Below are 18,638 nucleotides of genomic sequence, written 5' to 3'. Positions count from 1 at the left end.
AGGTCATTCATTGATGTTTGGTTCGATGCTGGGGTATTCGATGCCGGCGAAACTTTTCAGGATGGCTTCAAATATGATTTTTGCCCCTTTACATGGAACGGCCATGCCGATCTGCTTTCGGACACTTTCTTTGCTTCCGATAAATTTATAGGTATCGGGGAAGGTCTGCAGGCGGGCGCGTTCCCGGTTTGTCAGGGCTCTGGATTCTTTCCAATGGTAAATATGGGTTCCGCCGCCGCCGCTTCCAGTGACGGTATATGCGGGTTTGTCAGGGTCCAGGCGTTTGTATATCTGGCTGATTTTCGCGCCGTGGACATTCAGTTTCAGTTTGTCGGGCAGGTCTGCGGTAAAGGCATTCTGGCCGGGAAGGATGTGATCCAGCCGTTCAATGACGGTTTTGGACTGTTTTGTCAGTTCGTTATTAAAGGCATCTGCCGGGATAGGCGGGTCTTCTATTGCTTTCCGGCAGGTATTGTCAATGTCTGCATATGGTTCCGGGGAAGGGACATGGTATGTGACATCAATATCTTTCCGGATGCCTACTATGATAATCCTATGGCGGGCCTGGGGGATTCCGTATTCCTCAAATTTATATAAATGTGGAACTACATTGTATCCGCCGTGGGTTCCTGCATTTTTCAGTTCGTCAATGATTTTGGTAAAGGCTTTTCCGTCATTGGCATTTCGGAGGCCGCCTACATTTTCTGCTACGAACCATATAGGGTTGTACAGGTTTAAAACTTTTACACCGTAGGAATACAAGGGGCCGAAAACGCCGTCCATGCCTTTTTGCTCACCGACAACACTGTAATCATTGCATGGGAAACCGAAAGCCAGAGCGTCGATTTCCGGCAGGTTTTCCAGATTAAATTCACGGATGTCTTTGTGGTATACGCTTTTGGGATCGTCGCGGCAGATGTTATGCCGGTATGTTTCGCAGGTGTCTTTGTCGTAGTCGTTTGCCCATTGGTGGACAATCTTGTAGTTATCGTCTCCGATATCGGCGTTAAGGGCTCCCCACGCAATCCCGCCGGGGCCGCAGAATAGTTCTCCTAATCTATAAATCATTTCTGCCCTCTCTTTCTTTGTCATGCTGAAAAATCAAATAGTCAATTTGGCTCTGTATCTGTTTCTTGTCTTCCTGGTCTAGTTTTTCAATGCCTTTGAAGCAGGATTCCATGTAAGAATCTACATCTTTGGAATCAAGATAACCGGCTTTCTGAAATAGGTCAATCAGTTTTATGTTATATAATAAGGCCAGTTTTTTTAAAGCGATGGGAGACGGGTTGCGGGTGTGGCTGCATTCCAGGCGGCTTAACTGTGAAGTTGTTATGCCGGTCTCTTTTTCCACGTCTCTTGTGCTTAATTTATTTTGTTCTCTTATTGCCCTCAGATATTGTCCAAGCGTTTCTGCCATATCATCACCTCTATTTTGGAAGTATAGCACATCTGCTGCGTAAATGCAACAAAAATATAAAATTCGCTGCGATAGAGCAGCAAATATTATGAAATAAAATGTTGAGGGATTGTTCGGAATTTGATGGAATCTGTACGGTTTTGTGATATACTGGATAAAACGTAGGAAAAAGTGTGTAACAGAAGAAAGTAGAAATAAGCATGGACATGTGGAAGGGCTGTGGTTGGTAATTTTGACGTGTCGGCCTGGGCGGGATTGAGTCCGTATAGATTATGCGCTGGAAGGAGGGATGGGCAGGGATATCACGGGCCTGCGTAGTCAAGGCAGGGGCTTTTTGAGAGCGTGCTGTCTGGCGCGGCGGTGTGTTTCGTGGAAATGTGGACGTGTTTGTGATAGAACGGAAGAGATAGACAGAGGCACATGAGGAAGAAGGCTTTCCTAAAGGGGAAGTGTTGATAGAAATTTGACAGGAGGTAGACAATGAGACAATCGCCAGGTTAGAGCCCCGGCAGCCAGGAACCGGGGCTGTATACGAGGAGGTGGACATGAATGGAGAGACTGAAATGCCCAAGGTGCGGAAAGCGTATCATGGATATCTGCACCAGATCCCCGAAGCCAGTGGAGGCACAGACCAGGTGCCCGAACTGCAATCATATTGTTACGGTGTACTGGGAACCAAAGAGTGAGAAGAAAAAGCAAAAGAAGAGATAGGTACATAGGCGGACGGCTTCTGCGAGGGTGCGGGGGCCGTCTTTTTTTGGTGTGGCGGTGTTTATCCTGCGGGGAATGGGGAATACTTGGATTATGCATGGAAAATTATGGCATGGATGCCGTGCCGCTGTCCCTGCAGTGGCAGGAAAGGAGGCGGCGTGGGGGAAAAGAAGGTCTGTCCGCTGTGCGGCAGGAGGCTCCTGGACGTGAGGCGGGACCGGGCATATGAGGTTGCTTTTGAACTGCGGTGTCCGCATTGCGGGAAGATTGTGAGGATTGTGCTGCCAGCCCGTGCAGGATTGAGGAACTGAATGTATTTTTACGACCGAGCGAGTGGGACCGCATAGTGTCGAGTCACCGAATGGCCGGAGTAAAGCTAGTGTACTGACCTGTTGATATTTAATCAAATAATTCTGGTAACCACAGCTGTTTTGATATATAATAAAAGAAACGGCGGTGATTCCTATGGCAAGACCTAAAAAGTATAATATCCATCTCACAGAAGAAGAATTTAGAAAGTTGAAATCTGTTATCCGTAAGAAGGAAACTTCAAAAACTATCCGCAGCAGATGCCAGGTTATTCTTGATCTGGACGAGGCGCATGGAAAAGTTTTAACTCATGAACAAAGCGCAAAGTCCAATGGTGTCTGTATGGCAACCGTCACCAATACTGTGACGAAATACATCAATGGCGGCATTGACGCAGTTACTGAATTTAAAAGGAACATAAATTCAGATAATGCAAGGCGCAAGGTTGACGGGCGTACAGAGGCCCGGCTGATTGAACTTGCCTGCGGCCCCGTTCCAGAAGGGCACTCCCGGTGGACAATCCGTCTGCTTGAGGAAAAATCCAAAGTGGTTCTGGAAACCCCTGTGGGCAGGGAGGCAATCCGCAATGCCCTAAAAAAAACAAACTTCGACCTCACAAAAACGACTACTGGTGCATCCCGTCAAAAGAAGACCCGGAATTCATAGCCTGCATGGAGGATATCCCTGATGTTTACGAACGCCCCTATGATGAAAATCGTCCGGTTGTGTGTATGGACGAAAAACCATATCAGCTTTTGGGAGAGTCCAGGGAGCCTTTGCCAATGATTCCCGGAAGTGACCGGAAAACCGATTCGGAATATGTCCGCAATGGTACGGTCAGCATCTTTGCCTTCGTGGAACCGCTCGGAGGGATGCACCATGTGAGTGTCCGGGAACACCGTACAGCCGTCGACTGGGCAGAGGAAATCAGGTATCTGGTGGACATCATGTACCCTGATGCCGAGAAGATCGTCCTTGTGATGGATAATCTGAACACACATAAAGCAGCTTCCCTGTACAAACGGTATCCGCCTGAAGAAGCAAGACGCATCATAAAAAAATTGGAGATACATTATACGCCAAAGCATGGGAGCTGGCTGGACATTGCAGAAATAGAGCTTAATGTAATGACCAGGCAATGTCTCAGCCGCCGCATCGCTGAAACAGGACTGTTACGCAAAGAACTGTCCGCATGGGAAACGGAGCGGAATACAGTGGCGGCAAAGGTCAACTGGCAGTTCCGGACTACTGATGCCAGAATAAAGCTCAGTTCCTTATACCCTGTATTTACTGCTGCCTCTTGATGAGGTGGTAGTAATGCTAAATATCAACAGGTCAGTACACTAGGAATTAAGTAGCTTACTCCGGCCTTTTTTGGTTTTACGGAATTGTCCCGCATAGAGCTTCCGGCGTTTCTGGCTTTACGAAGGCGTAAAGAAAGGAACGCTTTATGTCTGGAAAGAGGATTGTTACCATCAGGTCCGGGAACGAGGAAGTGAGGATGGAGGTCACGGAGGAAGAGTATCAGTGGATAGGTTACAATAAACTGGACAGATTTTTTAAGGTCATATAATATAAAACCAATAAGCAAAGGAGCAGCCAATATGACCGAAACAAAACAGAAAAGAAAACCTCGTAAGTATACAGATGAATTTAAGCAGCAGCTGGTAGATTTATACCATTCTGGCAAACGCAGATGTGATATCTGCAGGGAATACGATATTGCCCATTCCCTGTCTGACAAATGGGTAAAGCAGGCGGAAAACTCCGGCTCTTTCCACGAAAAGGACAACCGCACCCCAGAGCAGAAAGAACTGCTGAAACTTCGTAAGGAAAACCAGCAGCTGAAAATGGAGAACGATATTTTAAAACAGGCGGCGCTGATCCTGGGACGAAAGTAAATGTGATCAGGGCAAATGCCCACAAATACTCTGTATCAGCAATGTGCCGCGTCCTGCAGGTAAACAGAAGCACTTATTATTACGAAGCAAAACAAAAATCCGACGAATCAGAGCTTGCATCTGAAATTACACAAATATTTCAGGCGAGCCGCAATAATTACGGCACACGCAAAATAAAGAAGGAGTTGATGGACGCAGGGAAACAGGTATCCAGACGCAGGATCGGACGGATCATGAAGCAGGAAGGGCTTGTTTCCAATTACACAACCGCACAATTCAAGCCACACAAAGCCACCTGCAACGAATCTAAAACAGAAAATGTTCTGAACCGCCAATTCCAGGGAAGGGAATACAGGAACGTTGTGGTAAGCGATTTAACATATGTAAGAGTGGGGACGCAGTGGAATTACATATGTGTACTTGTTGACCTGTTTAATCGGGAAATCACAGGTTATAGTGCGGGAGAGCATAAAACAGGAGAACTTGTAAAAGAAGCATTCCAGGGTGTGGAAGGAAGCCTTTCAGATATCCGCCTGTTCCATACAGACCGTGGAAACGAATTCAAAAACCAGACAATCGAAGAACTGCTGGAGGCATTTGATATAGAGCGTTCCCTGAGCCATAAGGGATGCCCTTATGATAATGCGGTGGCAGAAGCGACATTTAAGATTATAAAAACAGAATTTGTATGGAATGAAACATTTGCAGATCTGAAGGAACTGAAACTGAAGTTATGGGATTATGTGAACTGGTATAACCATCACAGAATACATTCCGCTTTAGGATATCAAACACCGGTACAATACAGGGAAAACAACCTTAAAAAAGTTGTCTAAAAAAATGTTGACAATCCAAGGCGAAGCGGTATCTCCGGGTGGACAGCGGGGATGAGGACGGGTTTATTTCCGGGCTGTTGGAGACTGGGGAGAGTATGTGCGCGGATATGGCGCGGATGGAAGTGGAAGAGCTGGAAAGGTATCTTCCCATGGCGCGGATTGCTGTTCTGTATATCACTGCTTATCTGTATGAGCACAGGGAGCAGGCGGACCGTGAGGAACTGGTACAGACGCTGCGCTCTCTGTTGTTCGGTATCAGGAGGGAAGTGTTCTGATGGCGGAATGGAGCGGGGCAGCGGCAGCAGGGACGGCGGAGGTTTCCGGAAGGGGTATCCTCTGGGGGAGTGGAAGGAGCGGGTCACGATCCAGAGAAGTTCTCTGGGGAATGATAAGGTCGGGAACCATGTGCTGGTCTGGGAGGATTATTTCTGCTGTTCGGCTTTTGTGAACGGTCTTTCCGGGAAGGAGTATTGGGAGGCGGCGCAGGTGAACGCGCAGAGGGATGTCTATTTCATTATCCGGTATTGTTCGGAGGTGGCCGGCATGGACACGGAGCATTACCGGATTTTGTTTCGGGGGCAGGTTTATGATCTTGTGTTTATTGACAATGTGCGGTATCAGAACAAGATGCTGAAGCTGCGGGCTTCTTTGGTGAAGAGGTGATTGGGTGTCGGAGGATCAGAGGGTGTCTGTGGACCGGATGGCGGATGTCATCATGGAGGGGCTTACGGAGTATGCGGAGCTTGCCGCGGACGTGATGAAGGACTGTGTGAGGAAGGCCGGGGATACGGTGAAGAGGGAGACGAAGGCGGGTGCGCCGGTGAAGACCGGGAGGTATAAGAAGAGCTGGGCGGTGAGGCGGCAGAGGGAGACTTCCAATGTTTTGGAGGTGGTGGTGCATAGCAGGGACCGGTATCAGCTTACCCATCTTCTGGAGAAGGGCCATGCGAAGCGGGGCGGCGGGCGGGTGAAGGCTGTCCCGCATATTGCCCCGGCGGAGGAAAAGGGTGTCCGGGAGCTGGAGGAGGGGATAAAAAGGGGGCTGTCTAAGTGAGCCATGAGGATGTGCTGAAAATGATGGAGGAACTGGGGCTTCCTTTTGCTTATGACCATTTTGTGGAAGGGGAGGCGCCGGAGCCACCTTTTGCGGTGTTCCTTTATCCCAGGGCGGATAATTTTTCTGCGGACGGGGTGGCGTATTTTAAGAGGAATGCGCTGGATATTGAGGTGTATACGGACTTGAAGGACCCGGAGCTGGAGGAGGGCATAGAGGCGGTGCTGTTGAGGCATGGGATCTTCTATGGGAAGAGTGAGGTCTGGATCGAGTCGGAGCGGCTGTATGAGGTTTTGTATGAGATGGAGGTTTAGGGCGGATGAATAATAAGGTGAAGTTTAATATCTGTAATTGTCATTATGCGCTGCAGAGGGTGGCGGAGGACGGGGAGATGACGTTTGACGCGCCGGTGGCGATGCCTGGGGCGGTTTCGCTGGCGCTGGACCCCAATGGGGAGCCGGAGTCGTTTTATGCGGACGGGATTGAGTATTATATTATTGCCAACAATGGGGTATGACGGGGACTTGGAGCTGGCGTTGATCCCGGAGAGTTTCCGGACGGATGTTTTGAAGGAGGAAGCGGACGGGAATGAGGTGCTGGTGGAGAACGCCAATTCGGAGACGGGGGCTTTCGCGCTGCTGTTTGAGTTTGACGGGGATATCAGGAAGATCCGGCATGTGCTGTATAATTGTTCTGCCAGCAGGCCGAAGATTGAGGGGAAGACCAATGAGGAGATCCGGGAGGTGCAGACGGAGACGCTGACGGTGAAGGCCAGGCCGCTGGCAAGCGGGTATGTGAAGGCGAAGACGGGGAATAAGACTTCGGCGGAGACGTATGAGGGGTGGTATAAGAGTGTATATCTGCCGGTTCCGAGGGCGGAGGCCGGCGGCGGTGTCGAGGAAGAGGGACAGGGTTGAAGGAAGCTGAAAGGGTATGAGTATTTTGAGGAAGGTCGGGATTGACGGGAAGGAGGTGCTGTTTAAGGCATCTGCGGCGATTCCGAGGATTTACCGGTTGAAGTTCCAGAGGGATATTTATAAGGACCTGCGGATTCTGGAGAAGAGCATTGGGGAGGGGGATGAGGAGCGTTCCAATCTGGATCTGTTTTCTTTGGAGATGTTTGAGAATATCGCTTATACGATGGCGAAGCACGCAGACCCGGCTATCCCGGACGATGTGGAGGAATGGCTAGACGGGTTTAATACGTTTTCGATTTATCAGGTGCTGCCGGAGCTTATCAAGCTGTGGGGGCTGAATGTGAAGACGGATGCGGAGGCTAAAAAAACTTCGGCCAACAGAGCGGGAGATGACTACGCCGCTGTTTCTGCTTCGGTGTGTGCAGCTTGGGATTTCTATGGCGGATATGGAGCTTTTGTCTATTGGGCTGGTGAATGATATGTATACGGAGCAGGTGAATGACGGGTATCGGTACTGTGAGCTGGGGACGCAGGAGGATATGGATCGGTTCTGATTGATAATTTGGCCTTTTTCTGCTATAGTAAATGGCAGGAAAAGGCTTATAAATATAGAAAGCGAGTTTTGCCAGTCAAATTGTTGAGGTGAATGCTATGAGAAAAATCAAATCTAAAACATTGGTTTTGCTTTTATGTGGAATTATTGCTGTAATTGTATTACTTATTAATGAACGTTATATAAAACCAGTAGATATTATGATTTACAATTTGATAATGACAGTGGCAATAACTTTACTTACTACGGCTATTTTTTCATTTTTTTCAGATTTGTTTTCTTCTAATGATGTAGAAAAAGTAGCCTATCAGAATTTTTCTGTATTGAAATTCTGTCAGGAATATGGACTGCAAGGTATTTATGAAAAATTCCCTTTAGAAATACAAGAAATAGAAAAGGATTTTATTGATAGTAAAGAACTATATATTGTAATGAATGATGCAAAAGCGTTTATATCTTCAAATATGCCATTACTAGAAAAGCGAATAGAGGGTAAAGGTCATTCTACTGTCTTTATATTACAGGATTATGAAGTAAATGATATAATGAGCGCATTGACGCGAAAAAATGGACATATTGAAGATCCTAATTAGTGTCTGCTGATTAGGTTGCAAACACTTGATTTTACTGACTTTTGCCCCGTTTTCTGGTACAATAATTGCAAGGATTTTGACGAAAACAAATCGTTTTTCTTGCAGTTTTTTACAGATTTTGAGTATAAAGGAGCTAAAACAATGTACAAACCGATTGACAAGTTACAGCATTCATTCCTCGATTTCAACCAGCCTATGGGACTCCACATGAATCCGGATAACCGTTGGATCAAACTGGCTGACCGCATCCCATGGGACGAGTTTGAAGTAAAATATGCCAAGCTGTTTCCAAGTGATACGGGCAATGTTGCCAAGCCTCTTCGTATGGCATTAGGAGCTCTGATCATCCAGACCAAGTTCCAGTATTCCGACCGTGAGCTTGTAGAACAGATCGCAGAGAATCCGTATCTGCAATACTTTATCGGGCTTCCTGGATTTCGGGAAGAAGCTCCGTTTGATGCAAGTACACTGGTTCTCTTCCGTAAACGCATTTCCGCAGAGATGCTGATGGAAGTAAACGAGTATCTTCTTTCCCATAAGGATGATGACAAAGATGACCATACTCCTCCATCCGTAGGAAAATCCGGTGATGATGGTACTGCAAAAGAAGATACAAACAAAGGAACGCTGACCCTTGATGCAACCTGTGCACCTGCAAACATACGTTATCCGCAGGACATCTCGCTTTTGAACGAAGCAAGAGAGAAGCTGGAAAACATCATTTACCGATTTTGTAAATGTTATGGTCTTAAGCTGCCCAGAAGATACCGCAAACGCGCCAGAAAAGAGTATCTTGCATTTGCCAAGAGCAGAAAGCACACGGCAAAGAAAATCCGCAGCGCAATCCGCAGACAGCTTGGCTATGTGAAAAGAGATCTTGGCTATTTGGAACAGTTCATGAGTGATGGATACGCCATGGCAGGTAAGGATATCGACTTGTATCTTACCATCATCAAGCTGCATGAACAGCAACAGTATATGTATGATAACAGAGTCCATTCTGTGGAGCATCGCATTGTAAGCATTGCGCAGCCATGGCTTCGACCGATTGTCAGAGGTAAGGTCAAAGCACCTGTTGAATTTGGTGCAAAATTTGATCTCAGTCTTGACAGCGAAGGTTACGGGCGTATCGAAAAAATATCTTTTGAGGCATACAACGAGAGTACCTGCCTGATTGAAGCAATAGAGCGTTTCAAAGAACGTACTGGTTATTATCCGGAACGTGTTCTGGCAGATCAGATATATCGGACCAGGGAAAACAGGAGTTATTGCAAGGAGCATGGGATCCGGTTATCAGGTCCAAAGCTGGGCAGACCAAGTGCCACAGCAAAAGTTGATAAAAAGCAAGAGTATCAGGATAATACCGATAGAATCGAAGTGGAGCGCACCTTCAGCCTGAGCAAACGCTGCTATGGTATGAGCTGCATTACCACAAAACTGGAAGAAACGCAGCTGACTTCTATTGCATTATCTGTATTCGTGACGAATCTGTTCAGGATTCAGAGGCGAATACTTTGCGCTCTTTTGCATCTGTTCCGATTCTGGCATGACCGGAGCAGATGTAAGAGTTGGAAGTTGCAGATAGCTACTTAATCAGCAGACACTAATTATTATAAAAATAAAATTAAAAATTTAATAGAGTATCATATGAAAGATTTAAACAAAAGATGTAATAAGAATCATACGCTTTCAGTGTATTTAAACCAAAATTATAATACATTAGCTATGATCTTAACAGATAATTATGCAATGATGAGCATATATCGTGTTGCTCCAGGAAAGACGAGAGTTCCACATTTTGTATTTATAAAAGGAAAGACGGAATATGATGAAATTCGTAAAGACGTTTTAAAGATAAAAGAATTAGCAAAGAAGATAAATTTATAATCAGATAATATTTTCGAGATGAAAAGATATATACATAGGCACTTGCTATAACAGCAGGTGTCTTTTTTTGGTTCGCCCAGCATGGGCGTAATCTAATCGGTGTAAGTCCGTAAAGTGCCCTGATAGTGGGAAACTTACAGCCAATGGCAAGGGTGCCCATCGCGAGGTGGAATCTGAAGGAAGCCGGATGGCAAACCTCTGGTCTGACGGACAGAAATCACATATAAGGCTTGGTATATCGGGTAAGGTTGCCAAACAAACTGAAGCCCTATAACTATCCGAAGGTATACTGGGTAAATGTGGCAGATAGGTGGAGGGAAAGATTACACACCTTAACTGGGGAGGTCTGTATGGTACGCTTTGCAGAGTGATACCATATTTACTCCTTAGTAACCCATGCTGTAAGGCATGGCTGAACATACAGAAGTCAGTTCAAGTCGTAGTACCGAAGAAGTCTATGAAAGTAGGTGGAGGAAAGGACTTGACGGTTGGGATAAGACAGACGCTATTTATCTGATACTTGAAGATAGCAGTTGCTCGAAAGAGGTTACTTATTTGAGGGTAGGTTGGAAACCGAGAGTAAATGATAAGAACGCTTAGAGTTAGGAATAGATAGTGCAAGGCATAGGCACATCTTTGAACAACCGAACCGCCGCTTGCGGAACCGCATGAGCGGTGGTGTGAGAGGACGGGGGTTAGTCACCCCCTCCTACTCGATTACATTTTTACGGGAGCCGTGGTGGCTCCTTTTTTCGTTGGAGAAAGGCGGGTGAGGGTTGTGGCATCCAGGATTCAGGGGATTACGGTGGAGATTGGCGGGGATACTACGAAGCTCTCCACGGCTCTTTCAAAGGTGAATAAGGAGATCCGGGACACGCAGGCGCAGTTGAAGGACGTGAACAAGCTGTTGAAGCTGGACCCAGGCAATGGGGAGCTGATGGCGCAGAAGCAGCGGCTTCTGGCCCAGGCTGTGGGGGAGACCAGGGAGAAGCTGGAGGCATTGAGGCTGGCGGGGCAGCAGGCGAATGAGGCTCTGGCGAAGGGGGAGATTTCCCAGAGCCAGTATGATGCCCTGTAGAGGGAGATTGTGGAGACGGAGCAGGCCCTGCGGGACTTGGAGAGGCAGGCGGTGGATAGGTTACAATAAACTGGACAGATTTTTTAAGGTCATATAATATAAAACCAATAAGCAAAGGAGCAGCCAATATGACCGAAACAAAACAGAAAAGAAAACCTCGTAAGTATACAGATGAATTTAAGCAGCAGCTGGTAGATTTATACCATTCTGGCAAACGCAGATGTGATATCTGCAGGGAATACGATATTGCCCATTCCCTGTCTGACAAATGGGTAAAGCAGGCGGAAAACTCCGGCTCTTTCCACGAAAAGGACAACCGCACCCCAGAGCAGGAAGAACTGCTGAAACTTCGTAAGGAAAACCAGCAGCTGAAAATGGAGAACGATATTTTAAAACAGGCGGCGCTGATCCTGGGACGAAAGTAAATGTGATCAGGGCAAATGCCCACAAATACTCTGTATCAGCAATGTGCCGCGTCCTGCAGGTAAACAGAAGCACTTATTATTACGAAGCAAAACAAAAACCCGACGAATCAGAGCTTGCATCTGAAATTACACAAATATTTCAGGCGAGCCGCAATAATTACGGCACACGCAAAATAAAGAAGGAGTTGATGGACGCAGGGAAACAGGTATCCAGACGCAGGATCGGACGGATCATGAAGCAGGAAGGGCTTGTTTCCAATTACACAACCGCACAATTCAAGCCACACAAAGCCACCTGCAACGAATCTAAAACAGAAAATGTTCTGAACCGCCAATTCCAGGGAAGGGAATACAGGAACGTTGTGGTAAGCGATTTAACATATGTAAGAGTGGGGACGCAGTGGAATTACATATGTGTACTTGTTGACCTGTTTAATCGGGAAATCACAGGTTATAGTGCGGGAGAGCATAAAACAGGAGAACTTGTAAAAGAAGCATTCCAGGGTGTGGAAGGAAGCCTTTCAGATATCCGCCTGTTCCATACAGACCGTGGAAACGAATTCAAAAACCAGACAATCGAAGAACTGCTGGAGGCATTTGATATAGAGCGTTCCCTGAGCCATAAGGGATGCCCTTATGATAATGCGGTGGCAGAAGCGACATTTAAGATTATAAAAACAGAATTTGTATGGAATGAAACATTTGCAGATCTGAAGGAACTGAAACTGAAGTTATGGGATTATGTGAACTGGTATAACCATCACAGAATACATTCCGCTTTAGGATATCAGACCCCTGTACAGTACAGGGAAAACAACCTTAAAAAAGTTGTCTAAAAAAGTGTTGACAATCCAATTATAAAAACAGAATTTGTATGGAATGAAACATTTGCAGATCTGAAGGAACTGAAATTGAAGTTATGGGATTATGTGAACTGGTATAACCATCACAGAATACATTCCGCTTTAGGATATCAAACACCGGTACAATACAGGGAAAACAACCTTAAAAAAGTTGTCTAAAAAAATGTTGACAATCCAGGGTGAGGATGCGGAAGGCTTTGGCGGAGGATACGCTGGTTCGGATGGTGAGGAAGCAGGCGGAGCTGCTTCTGGAGGCGGAGAAGGTTCTGAAAGGGCGGAAGGGGAAGGAGCCTGGGGCGGATGCGGGGAGCTTGCGGGCGGAGCTGCGGAGGCTGGACGAGGCGAAGATTTCCGGGTATGAGGATTATAAGGCGGGGAGGATGTCAAGGGAGCGGTTTGTGGAGAGGAAGAGGGAGCTGGATATCAGGAGGCAGGAAGTGTCTGCGGCGGTTTCGGAGGCGGAGGCGCGGGAGGCCGTGGAGGAATCCGGGAAGAGGGAGTACCGGGAGGCCCTGGGGATTCGGGAGTATCTGCATCTGGAGGGGTATGATAAGCGGGTGATAGCTTCTCTGATTGAGAGCGCGAAGGTGATGGGGGAGGACAGGCTGGAGGTGGTCTGGAAATTTGGGGATGTTTATGAAAAGATTTTAGGTGAAATGCGGTGAGGATATGGTATAATTAGGGTGCCTGCCGGGAGGCGGGCATCCGGAAAGGATGGTTGTATGATCTACATAACGGGGGATACCCATGGGGAGTTTGGGCGGATTGAGGCTTTCTGCAGGCGGTTCGGGACCTGCAGGGAGGATGTGATGGTTATTCTGGGGGACGCCGGGATTAATTTCAGCGGGGGAATCCGGGATATGAGGAAGAAGGAGTTTTTGGAAGCTCTGCCGATTACGGTTTTTGCGATCCATGGGAACCATGAGCGGAGACCGCAGGCCATTGAAGGATATCAGGAGAAGGTGTGGCGCGGGGGTGTGGTGTACCAGGAAGAAGAGTATCCGAATCTGCTGTTTGCGAAGGATGGGGAAGTGTTTGACCTAGACGGGAAGCAGGCCATTGTCATGGGCGGGGCTTATAGTATTGATAAGATGGTCCGGCTTATGTATGGGTATGGGTGGTGGCCGGATGAGCAGCCTTCGGAGGAGGTTAAGAGGTATGTGGAGCGCCGGCTGGATAAGCTGGGGTGGAAGGTGGATGTGGTGTTGAGCCATACGGTGCCGCTGAAATATGAGCCGGTGGAGGTGTTTATGGCCGGGGTGGACCAGAGTAAGGTGGATAAGTCTACGGAGGAATGGCTGGATGGGATTGAGGATAGATTGGATTATGGGAAGTGGTATTGTGGGCATTATCATACGGAGAAGAAGATTGACAGGGTGGAGATAATGTTTGAGAATTTTGGGGTGTTTTGTGGTAAGCATGGGTAAGATTATTAGTAGACAGAAGAGGTGGGGTTATGATTGAACATCCAAAGCAACTTAGGAAAATTTATATGGTTTCATCTGCTGTGTTTAGTGCAGCATCAGGAGCATATGGTTGGCTGGCACCTTTTGGTGCAGCATTGGGGCTTGCGGTGAATTTAACTGAGGATAGTAAAGAATCACCACTTTACAACTATTATAAATAGCGCTCCTTTTGCTGAACAAGGTATTTTAAGGCTCTCATAAGGGCAGATGATTTTATTATACTTTCGCTCTTTTTCACGAAAGTGGCAAAAAATACCTCCTGCCTGATCCGCTCGCTGAGCACAAACCTGAAATCCTGTGCGCTTTCCCTACGGTACTTTGAAAATGCTTCATCCTGATATGGCAGCAGTTTCATCGCACAATAAGCTATGTTGATCAGATTAACCAGCATTTCAATCCCTTTCCGGCTGCGCACCATATAGCTGCATAGTGACCAGAAGGTTTTCTGTTCGTAATAGCTGACTTCTATCTTCCATCTGAATGAGTACAGGAACAAGGGGATGTAATCCATCCATGCACTCCCCGTCTGGTTCAGGGGGGTCTTTTCCTGCCATGCACAAAAAATCTGCAGCTGTGTGGGGAAAACCGTACTGAAGAACAGGCGCCTGGAACCGCCTTCCTTCTCTGTGGCTGTCACATAGGCAAAAACTTCCCTTGTGCCGAAAATATTTGTAAGGACACGGCGCATCCCAATATAATAACCGCCTATTTTTTCATCCGAAAGTGTAAAATCTTTTTCCGCCGAAAGACGTTTCCCATGTTTTGCAGGCCTGCCCCTTTTTCCGGTCGGCTGCGGGGCAAGGTCATAAAGGACAGAGTCATACCTTGCATTTCCGATTAGGCCAAGGTTTGGGTATTCATCCACGACAGAAACCAGATCCCCTTTTGTATACCAGCTGTCGCATAGGATAATGACATTCGCCTTTTCCTGTAATTCAGGCATGGCCTGGCGTACCATGGAAGCAGCCAGCTTTAATTTTGACTCTTCTTTCTGCCACATACGGTAGGAAAGCGGAAACGCCTGGTAAACAATCTTGCCTTTATCCCACATTGGCACACAGAGCATGACACTTACAAAGCAGTGCCCATTCAGGTAGCCGCTGCCGTTGTGCGCGGAATGGTCAAAGAGTTTTGAGACATCCTCAAATTTCTTTCCATATTTGGGAACAATGGTATCATCCATGCATAAAAAAACGGGCTGCGTCTCTAAGGATTTCGGGATTAGTTTCAATGCCATAGATGCTGTTGCATTCATAAACCTGGAATAATCCACTTTGGCATAGGAGCAGGCATAGTAAAAGGCATTCAGGGATTTATCTGTTAGCTTTGACAGGAAATGTCTGTAAAGGAAACGGATGGAATCCGCTGACTCCAGTGTCAGTATGGACAGCAGGAGCAGGACCAATGTCTCGGCTGTAGGAATGGAACAAGCCTCAAAATAAATGTAAAAATAATGATAAAGTCTACCAATTATAGTTTTTTCGTTGTATAATAAGTCTGTCGTACAGGATCACTTTCTTTCGTATTTTTTTGTTTGCAAACTTATTATACATCAGAAAGTCCTGTATGACATTTTTTTTATGGAAAAGTTGTAAAGTGGTGTAAAGAATCTAATATTGAAGAATTTGATGATGCAGTAGAAACTGCTTTAGAGCGTACAAGAGAGAGTTTATCATCAAGTGCTAAACACAAGATATTAGAGGAACTTTGTGAAATGGAAGTTGAGCCGGATAGTTTGAGTGAATTAATAAAAAAGACGGAGGCTTACCAGATTCATTATTGTACTGAATCGGATGTTAAAGAAATCCTTAATATGTTTGAAATGTTTTTCAGGGATGAGATATCTAAAAGACATCATCTTAGTAATTTATATATTTTGTCAACGGGATTTGTTACGTTAGAAAAATTAAAGTTGATGAACGATATTCTTATTCGGGATGATAAGAAATTAGATGATATCCATAATGAGGTTTCGGGTATAAACAAAAAAATTATAGAAGTACAGAAGATTTGTGTGAGATGTCTAAATAGCATTGCTTTTATTGTCTGTATAATGGGGTTAAAACCCTCGCCTTTAGGCGAAACCTTTAGGTAAACCCCATAGCTTCAAGTTTAGAAAAGGTGAAAACAGAGATACTAAACTTGAGGTGAAAGAAATGGAAAATTACAGAAAGTCAGCACATTGCACATACGATATCAAGTACCATTTAGTCTGGATAACAAAATATCGAAAACCAGTGATAACAGGAAAAATAGCGATAAGAACAAGAGAACTCATCAGAATCATCTGCCAGAGCAATGAAGTAGAAATACTGGCAGGACATGTTGGAAATGACCATATCCATCTGTTGGTATCCGTTCCGCCGCATTTGTCAGCGAGTAAGTTGGTACAGTATATAAAAGGGAATACGTCGCGAAAATTGCAGATGGAATATAAAGAATTAAATAAGCAATTCTGGGGTCAACACTTGTGGGCAAGAGGCTATTTTGTAGCAAGCAGTGGAAATGTAACAGATGAAATCATCAAGGAGTATATCAAGAATCAAGATCTGCAAGAGAGGAGCAATTCTGATAACTTTGAGATAGGATAAAAGTAATGGGATACCGATAACTTGCAGCATGCACAACTTTAGGCTGCTTTAGCAGCATGTTGAACCTACCGGCTTTAGCCGGTAGTGGTTCAGTTTGATTGCAATGGCTGTATTTTTAGGAACAAGTATATTTTTATTACATACATATGACAGAATAATGATAACGATTGCGCCTATCTGCTATGGTGTATCTGAGTTCTTGGTTTTCTTTCTTGGTAGGGAAGGATATATTTTTATGTCAATGCGTGAAGGGATAGTAAGAAAGTACTATTTGAAAATCGGCGAAAAAGCGTGGAAAATAATTGTAACATTTATTGTCCCTATAATTTTGACGGTATCCTGTTTTTGGATAATATATTGTGCGATTGATATAAGAGAAGAAAATATACTTGTTTCAACAATTGGTTTGGCAGGAGGAAGTATTGTAAGTACACTGTTAAAAGAAGCAAGGTTTGAGCGAAGAGAGTATCATAATATGAAGTGATAAAAAGTTGAAAAAATTTTTGTCCCATACTTGACATAAGCTGATGGCAATAAAAGAACAGCATTATTAATATTACTTTATCAATTGCAGCAATATGGATATTTTCCTCAACAAAAATTTCATGAGTTTGAAAACCTGGTTGTATCAATTGCAGATAACAGGCTTCCTGTTGCGTATAAAAAAGTGTGGAAAAAGTTTGATAAAATGGAAGACCCGGAAGTGAAAACAATCTCCTATATTTTGAAACGTTTGGTTGTTAAGAAGAATAATTCTTTTCATATGAATATAACGACAAAGGAATTTTGTAAAATGCTGGAGAATACTGGAGTAGAATGGAACCTGGAAGGGCAAAAAATAAAATTTGTCAGATATGTCAGAGGATTTTTGAAAAGTAAAAAACTTACATATACCATTAATTTCTATGGTTGGACCAGACCTGTGCAAGTGAAGATGGCCAGAGATACAGCAAATGCACTTTCCCTTTCGGATGAGTATCCTTCTTTTGCAAGCTGGGCAGATGGAGATAGTAATATCTACAGAACAATTTGTGATTTTGAAATGCCATTAAGACGTTTGAAAGATAAATAATAATTGAAACACGGATAGTATAAAGAACAGGAAAATGACCGTATTGTGCAGCAAATGTACACTACGGTCATTTTTGAAACATAATTTGTACATTTCTGCGATTATGTCAATTTACATAAGGAGAAGTTACCTGGTAAAATAAGAGTAGATTATTATACTCTGAAGGGAAAATTTTCAGAAAAGGAGGGGTGCTATGGCTGCGAAAATTCTGGCAGTAGCCGGGAAAGGAGGCGTGGGAAAAACGTCCCTGGCGGCTGCAATGGTGAAAGTGCTGGTGTCTTCTTTTCCTGAAAAAAAGATACTGGCTATTGACGCGGATCCGGCAGTGGGACTTTCCACTGCCCTGGGTCTGGAGACAAAAGTGACGGTGGACGATATCCGCAGAGAGGTAGTGGCTCAGGCGGAACGCGGGGACGCCGCAGGAGCCATTGAACTCCTGGGAGAAGCAAGGTACCGGATTTTTGACGCACTGGTGGAGCAGGACGGGTTTTCTTTTATCGCAGTAGGAAGACCGGAAGCGGCAGGGTGCTACTGTAAGATTAACAGTTATCTGAAAGAAGTAATCGGGATTCTTTCCGGAAATTTTGACTATATTGTGATTGACGGAGAAGCCGGGATTGAACAGATTAACCGGCGTGTAATGGAAAAGGTGACCCATTTGCTTCTGATTACGGATTCCAGCAGAAAAGGGACCCAGGTGGTGCAGACTATACGGAAAGTAGCGGATGAACTGGTGATGTACGAGGAAGCCGGGGTGATTTTCAACCGCCTGCCTTCTCCGGAAGCAGCCTCTTATATGGATGTGGGAAATCTTCCGGTTCTGGCCAGAATACAGGATGACAGGGCACTGACAGAATTTGATTTAAAAGGAGAAAACGTATTTTACCTGCCGGAGGATGCGCCCATTGTCCGGGGCGTCCGGGCGGCCCTGGAGAAGATACATATCCTGGAGCGTGTTTGAAAAG

Annotated in this window: 23 protein-coding genes and 5 pseudogenes; 25 read left to right on the top strand and 3 right to left on the bottom strand. The window is 45.5% G+C overall.

Annotated elements, in window-relative coordinates:
- Window positions 1-3 precede the first annotated feature (3 nt).
- Window positions 4-1,068 (bottom strand): DNA cytosine methyltransferase, encoded by a 1,065-nt coding sequence (locus VSQ32_11510; protein ID MEH2943468.1) that lies wholly within the window; start codon window positions 1,066-1,068, stop codon window positions 4-6.
- On the bottom strand, window positions 1,058-1,417 hold the full coding sequence (locus tag VSQ32_11505; GenBank protein MEH2943467.1) for a helix-turn-helix transcriptional regulator: 360 nt from the start codon (window positions 1,415-1,417) through the stop codon (window positions 1,058-1,060). Before VSQ32_11505 ends, VSQ32_11510 begins: the two co-directional genes overlap by 11 nt.
- A 545-nt stretch (window positions 1,418-1,962) precedes the next feature.
- Here VSQ32_11505 and VSQ32_11500 point away from each other — a divergent pair.
- From VSQ32_11500 to VSQ32_11405, 20 genes and pseudogenes are all read left to right on the top strand, one after another.
- Complete coding sequence (locus VSQ32_11500) at window positions 1,963-2,103, top strand: hypothetical protein (GenBank protein MEH2943466.1); 141 nt, start codon at window positions 1,963-1,965, stop codon at window positions 2,101-2,103.
- A gap of 490 nt (window positions 2,104-2,593) precedes the next feature.
- Window positions 2,594-3,103: a helix-turn-helix domain-containing protein gene (locus VSQ32_11495; protein ID MEH2943465.1), complete on the top strand. Its 510-nt coding sequence runs from the start codon at window positions 2,594-2,596 to the stop codon at window positions 3,101-3,103.
- Complete coding sequence (locus VSQ32_11490) at window positions 3,073-3,741, top strand: IS630 family transposase (GenBank protein MEH2943464.1); 669 nt, start codon at window positions 3,073-3,075, stop codon at window positions 3,739-3,741. Before VSQ32_11495 ends, VSQ32_11490 begins: the two co-directional genes overlap by 31 nt.
- Window positions 3,742-3,887: 146 nt before the next feature.
- The gene (locus VSQ32_11485) at window positions 3,888-4,010 is read left to right on the top strand and encodes a hypothetical protein (protein MEH2943463.1); all 123 of its coding nucleotides are present in this window, start codon (window positions 3,888-3,890) and stop codon (window positions 4,008-4,010) included.
- A gap of 31 nt (window positions 4,011-4,041) precedes the next feature.
- Window positions 4,042-5,174, top strand: a protein-coding gene (locus tag VSQ32_11480) for an IS3 family transposase (GenBank protein ID MEH2943462.1) whose coding sequence is annotated in 2 segments (ribosomal slippage) — window positions 4,042-4,315 and window positions 4,315-5,174 — 1,134 coding nt in all. Because the reading frame shifts where the segments join, the coding sequence is not laid out codon by codon here.
- Window positions 5,175-5,191: 17 nt separating this feature from the next.
- Window positions 5,192-5,449: pseudogene (locus VSQ32_11475) on the top strand (head-tail connector protein).
- Between the two features lie 7 nt (window positions 5,450-5,456).
- Window positions 5,457-5,837 carry a phage head closure protein gene (locus tag VSQ32_11470; GenBank protein ID MEH2943461.1) on the top strand — a complete coding sequence of 127 codons (381 nt, stop codon included), beginning with the start codon at window positions 5,457-5,459 and terminating at the stop codon, window positions 5,835-5,837.
- A gap of 37 nt (window positions 5,838-5,874) precedes the next feature.
- Window positions 5,875-6,228, top strand: coding sequence for an HK97 gp10 family phage protein (locus VSQ32_11465; protein MEH2943460.1), 354 nt, complete (start codon window positions 5,875-5,877; stop codon window positions 6,226-6,228).
- The gene (locus VSQ32_11460) at window positions 6,225-6,542 is read left to right on the top strand and encodes a hypothetical protein (GenBank protein MEH2943459.1); all 318 of its coding nucleotides are present in this window, start codon (window positions 6,225-6,227) and stop codon (window positions 6,540-6,542) included. Before VSQ32_11465 ends, VSQ32_11460 begins: the two co-directional genes overlap by 4 nt.
- 5 nt (window positions 6,543-6,547) lie before the next feature.
- Window positions 6,548-7,145 (top strand): annotated as a pseudogene (locus VSQ32_11455) (major tail protein).
- A 16-nt stretch (window positions 7,146-7,161) separates the two neighbouring features.
- Window positions 7,162-7,512, top strand: a pseudogene (locus tag VSQ32_11450) (hypothetical protein).
- Between the two features lie 284 nt (window positions 7,513-7,796).
- The gene (locus VSQ32_11445) at window positions 7,797-8,291 is read left to right on the top strand and encodes a hypothetical protein (protein MEH2943458.1); all 495 of its coding nucleotides are present in this window, start codon (window positions 7,797-7,799) and stop codon (window positions 8,289-8,291) included.
- A 141-nt stretch (window positions 8,292-8,432) separates the two neighbouring features.
- Entirely contained in the window at window positions 8,433-9,884 is a 1,452-nt protein-coding gene (locus VSQ32_11440; GenBank protein MEH2943457.1) for an IS5 family transposase, read from the top strand.
- Between the two features lie 54 nt (window positions 9,885-9,938).
- On the top strand, window positions 9,939-10,178 hold the full coding sequence (locus tag VSQ32_11435) for a hypothetical protein (protein ID MEH2943456.1): 240 nt from the start codon (window positions 9,939-9,941) through the stop codon (window positions 10,176-10,178).
- Window positions 10,179-10,956: 778 nt separating this feature from the next.
- Window positions 10,957-11,253 (top strand): annotated as a pseudogene (locus tag VSQ32_11430) (phage tail tape measure protein).
- A 131-nt stretch (window positions 11,254-11,384) separates the two neighbouring features.
- Window positions 11,385-12,517 (top strand): IS3 family transposase gene (locus VSQ32_11425; protein ID MEH2943455.1). Its coding sequence is split into 2 segments (ribosomal slippage): window positions 11,385-11,652 and window positions 11,652-12,517, totalling 1,134 coding nucleotides; the frame shifts between segments, so codons are not numbered across the junction.
- Between the two features lie 24 nt (window positions 12,518-12,541).
- Window positions 12,542-12,703, top strand: a pseudogene (locus VSQ32_11420) (IS3 family transposase).
- 38 nt (window positions 12,704-12,741) lie between these two features.
- Window positions 12,742-13,209, top strand: coding sequence for a hypothetical protein (locus tag VSQ32_11415; protein MEH2943454.1), 468 nt, complete (start codon window positions 12,742-12,744; stop codon window positions 13,207-13,209).
- Window positions 13,210-13,266: 57 nt separating this feature from the next.
- Entirely contained in the window at window positions 13,267-13,971 is a 705-nt protein-coding gene (locus tag VSQ32_11410; GenBank protein MEH2943453.1) for a metallophosphoesterase, read from the top strand.
- Between the two features lie 29 nt (window positions 13,972-14,000).
- The gene (locus VSQ32_11405; protein MEH2943452.1) at window positions 14,001-14,171 is read left to right on the top strand and encodes a hypothetical protein; all 171 of its coding nucleotides are present in this window, start codon (window positions 14,001-14,003) and stop codon (window positions 14,169-14,171) included.
- On the opposite strand, the gene VSQ32_11400 is transcribed toward VSQ32_11405, so the two are convergent.
- On the bottom strand, window positions 14,162-15,385 hold the full coding sequence (locus VSQ32_11400) for a transposase (GenBank protein MEH2943451.1): 1,224 nt from the start codon (window positions 15,383-15,385) through the stop codon (window positions 14,162-14,164). The genes VSQ32_11405 and VSQ32_11400 overlap by 10 nt on opposite strands.
- A gap of 339 nt (window positions 15,386-15,724) precedes the next feature.
- Here VSQ32_11400 and VSQ32_11395 point away from each other — a divergent pair, with 339 nt between their 5' ends.
- The 5 genes from VSQ32_11395 (at window position 15,725) to VSQ32_11375 (ending at window position 18,634) form a co-directional block, all read left to right on the top strand.
- Window positions 15,725-16,105, top strand: coding sequence for a hypothetical protein (locus VSQ32_11395; GenBank protein ID MEH2943450.1), 381 nt, complete (start codon window positions 15,725-15,727; stop codon window positions 16,103-16,105).
- A 61-nt stretch (window positions 16,106-16,166) separates the two neighbouring features.
- Complete coding sequence (tnpA, locus tag VSQ32_11390) at window positions 16,167-16,601, top strand: IS200/IS605 family transposase (protein MEH2943449.1); 435 nt, start codon at window positions 16,167-16,169, stop codon at window positions 16,599-16,601.
- Between the two features lie 235 nt (window positions 16,602-16,836).
- The gene (locus VSQ32_11385) at window positions 16,837-17,085 is read left to right on the top strand and encodes a hypothetical protein (protein MEH2943448.1); all 249 of its coding nucleotides are present in this window, start codon (window positions 16,837-16,839) and stop codon (window positions 17,083-17,085) included.
- A 204-nt stretch (window positions 17,086-17,289) separates the two neighbouring features.
- Entirely contained in the window at window positions 17,290-17,673 is a 384-nt protein-coding gene (locus VSQ32_11380; protein ID MEH2943447.1) for a hypothetical protein, read from the top strand.
- Between the two features lie 193 nt (window positions 17,674-17,866).
- Complete coding sequence (locus tag VSQ32_11375) at window positions 17,867-18,634, top strand: AAA family ATPase (protein MEH2943446.1); 768 nt, start codon at window positions 17,867-17,869, stop codon at window positions 18,632-18,634.
- Window positions 18,635-18,638 lie beyond the last annotated feature (4 nt).

The sequence above is a fragment of the Lachnospiraceae bacterium JLR.KK002 genome, assembly GCA_036941025.1.
In the GTDB taxonomy this organism is placed as follows: domain Bacteria; phylum Bacillota; class Clostridia; order Lachnospirales; family Lachnospiraceae; genus Petralouisia.
The sequence above is the reverse complement of the archived record's forward strand: the minus strand, read 5'-3'. Positions and strand labels throughout refer to the sequence as shown.

Bases quoted from the DNA above. Each gene is read 5' to 3' on its own strand.
- VSQ32_11435 (MEH2943456.1), top strand. From the start codon at position 9,939: ATGAAAGATTTAAACAAAAGATGTAATAAGAATCATACGCTTTCAGTG.
- tnpA (MEH2943449.1), top strand. From the start codon at position 16,167: ATGGAAAATTACAGAAAGTCAGCACATTGCACATACGATATCAAGTAC.
- VSQ32_11380 (MEH2943447.1), top strand. From the start codon at position 17,290: ATGGAAGACCCGGAAGTGAAAACAATCTCCTATATTTTGAAACGTTTG.
- VSQ32_11405 (MEH2943452.1), top strand. From the start codon at position 14,001: ATGATTGAACATCCAAAGCAACTTAGGAAAATTTATATGGTTTCATCT.
- VSQ32_11440 (MEH2943457.1), top strand. From the start codon at position 8,433: ATGTACAAACCGATTGACAAGTTACAGCATTCATTCCTCGATTTCAAC.
- VSQ32_11505 (MEH2943467.1), bottom strand. From the start codon at position 1,417: ATGGCAGAAACGCTTGGACAATATCTGAGGGCAATAAGAGAACAAAAT.
- VSQ32_11375 (MEH2943446.1), top strand. From the start codon at position 17,867: ATGGCTGCGAAAATTCTGGCAGTAGCCGGGAAAGGAGGCGTGGGAAAA.
- VSQ32_11465 (MEH2943460.1), top strand. From the start codon at position 5,875: ATGGCGGATGTCATCATGGAGGGGCTTACGGAGTATGCGGAGCTTGCC.
- VSQ32_11470 (MEH2943461.1), top strand. From the start codon at position 5,457: ATGGAGCGGGGCAGCGGCAGCAGGGACGGCGGAGGTTTCCGGAAGGGG.
- VSQ32_11500 (MEH2943466.1), top strand. From the start codon at position 1,963: ATGAATGGAGAGACTGAAATGCCCAAGGTGCGGAAAGCGTATCATGGA.
- VSQ32_11495 (MEH2943465.1), top strand. From the start codon at position 2,594: ATGGCAAGACCTAAAAAGTATAATATCCATCTCACAGAAGAAGAATTT.
- VSQ32_11510 (MEH2943468.1), bottom strand. From the start codon at position 1,068: ATGATTTATAGATTAGGAGAACTATTCTGCGGCCCCGGCGGGATTGCG.
- VSQ32_11385 (MEH2943448.1), top strand. From the start codon at position 16,837: ATGTCAATGCGTGAAGGGATAGTAAGAAAGTACTATTTGAAAATCGGC.
- VSQ32_11410 (MEH2943453.1), top strand. From the start codon at position 13,267: ATGATCTACATAACGGGGGATACCCATGGGGAGTTTGGGCGGATTGAG.
- VSQ32_11485 (MEH2943463.1), top strand. From the start codon at position 3,888: ATGTCTGGAAAGAGGATTGTTACCATCAGGTCCGGGAACGAGGAAGTG.
- VSQ32_11445 (MEH2943458.1), top strand. From the start codon at position 7,797: ATGAGAAAAATCAAATCTAAAACATTGGTTTTGCTTTTATGTGGAATT.
- VSQ32_11395 (MEH2943450.1), top strand. From the start codon at position 15,725: ATGGAAGTTGAGCCGGATAGTTTGAGTGAATTAATAAAAAAGACGGAG.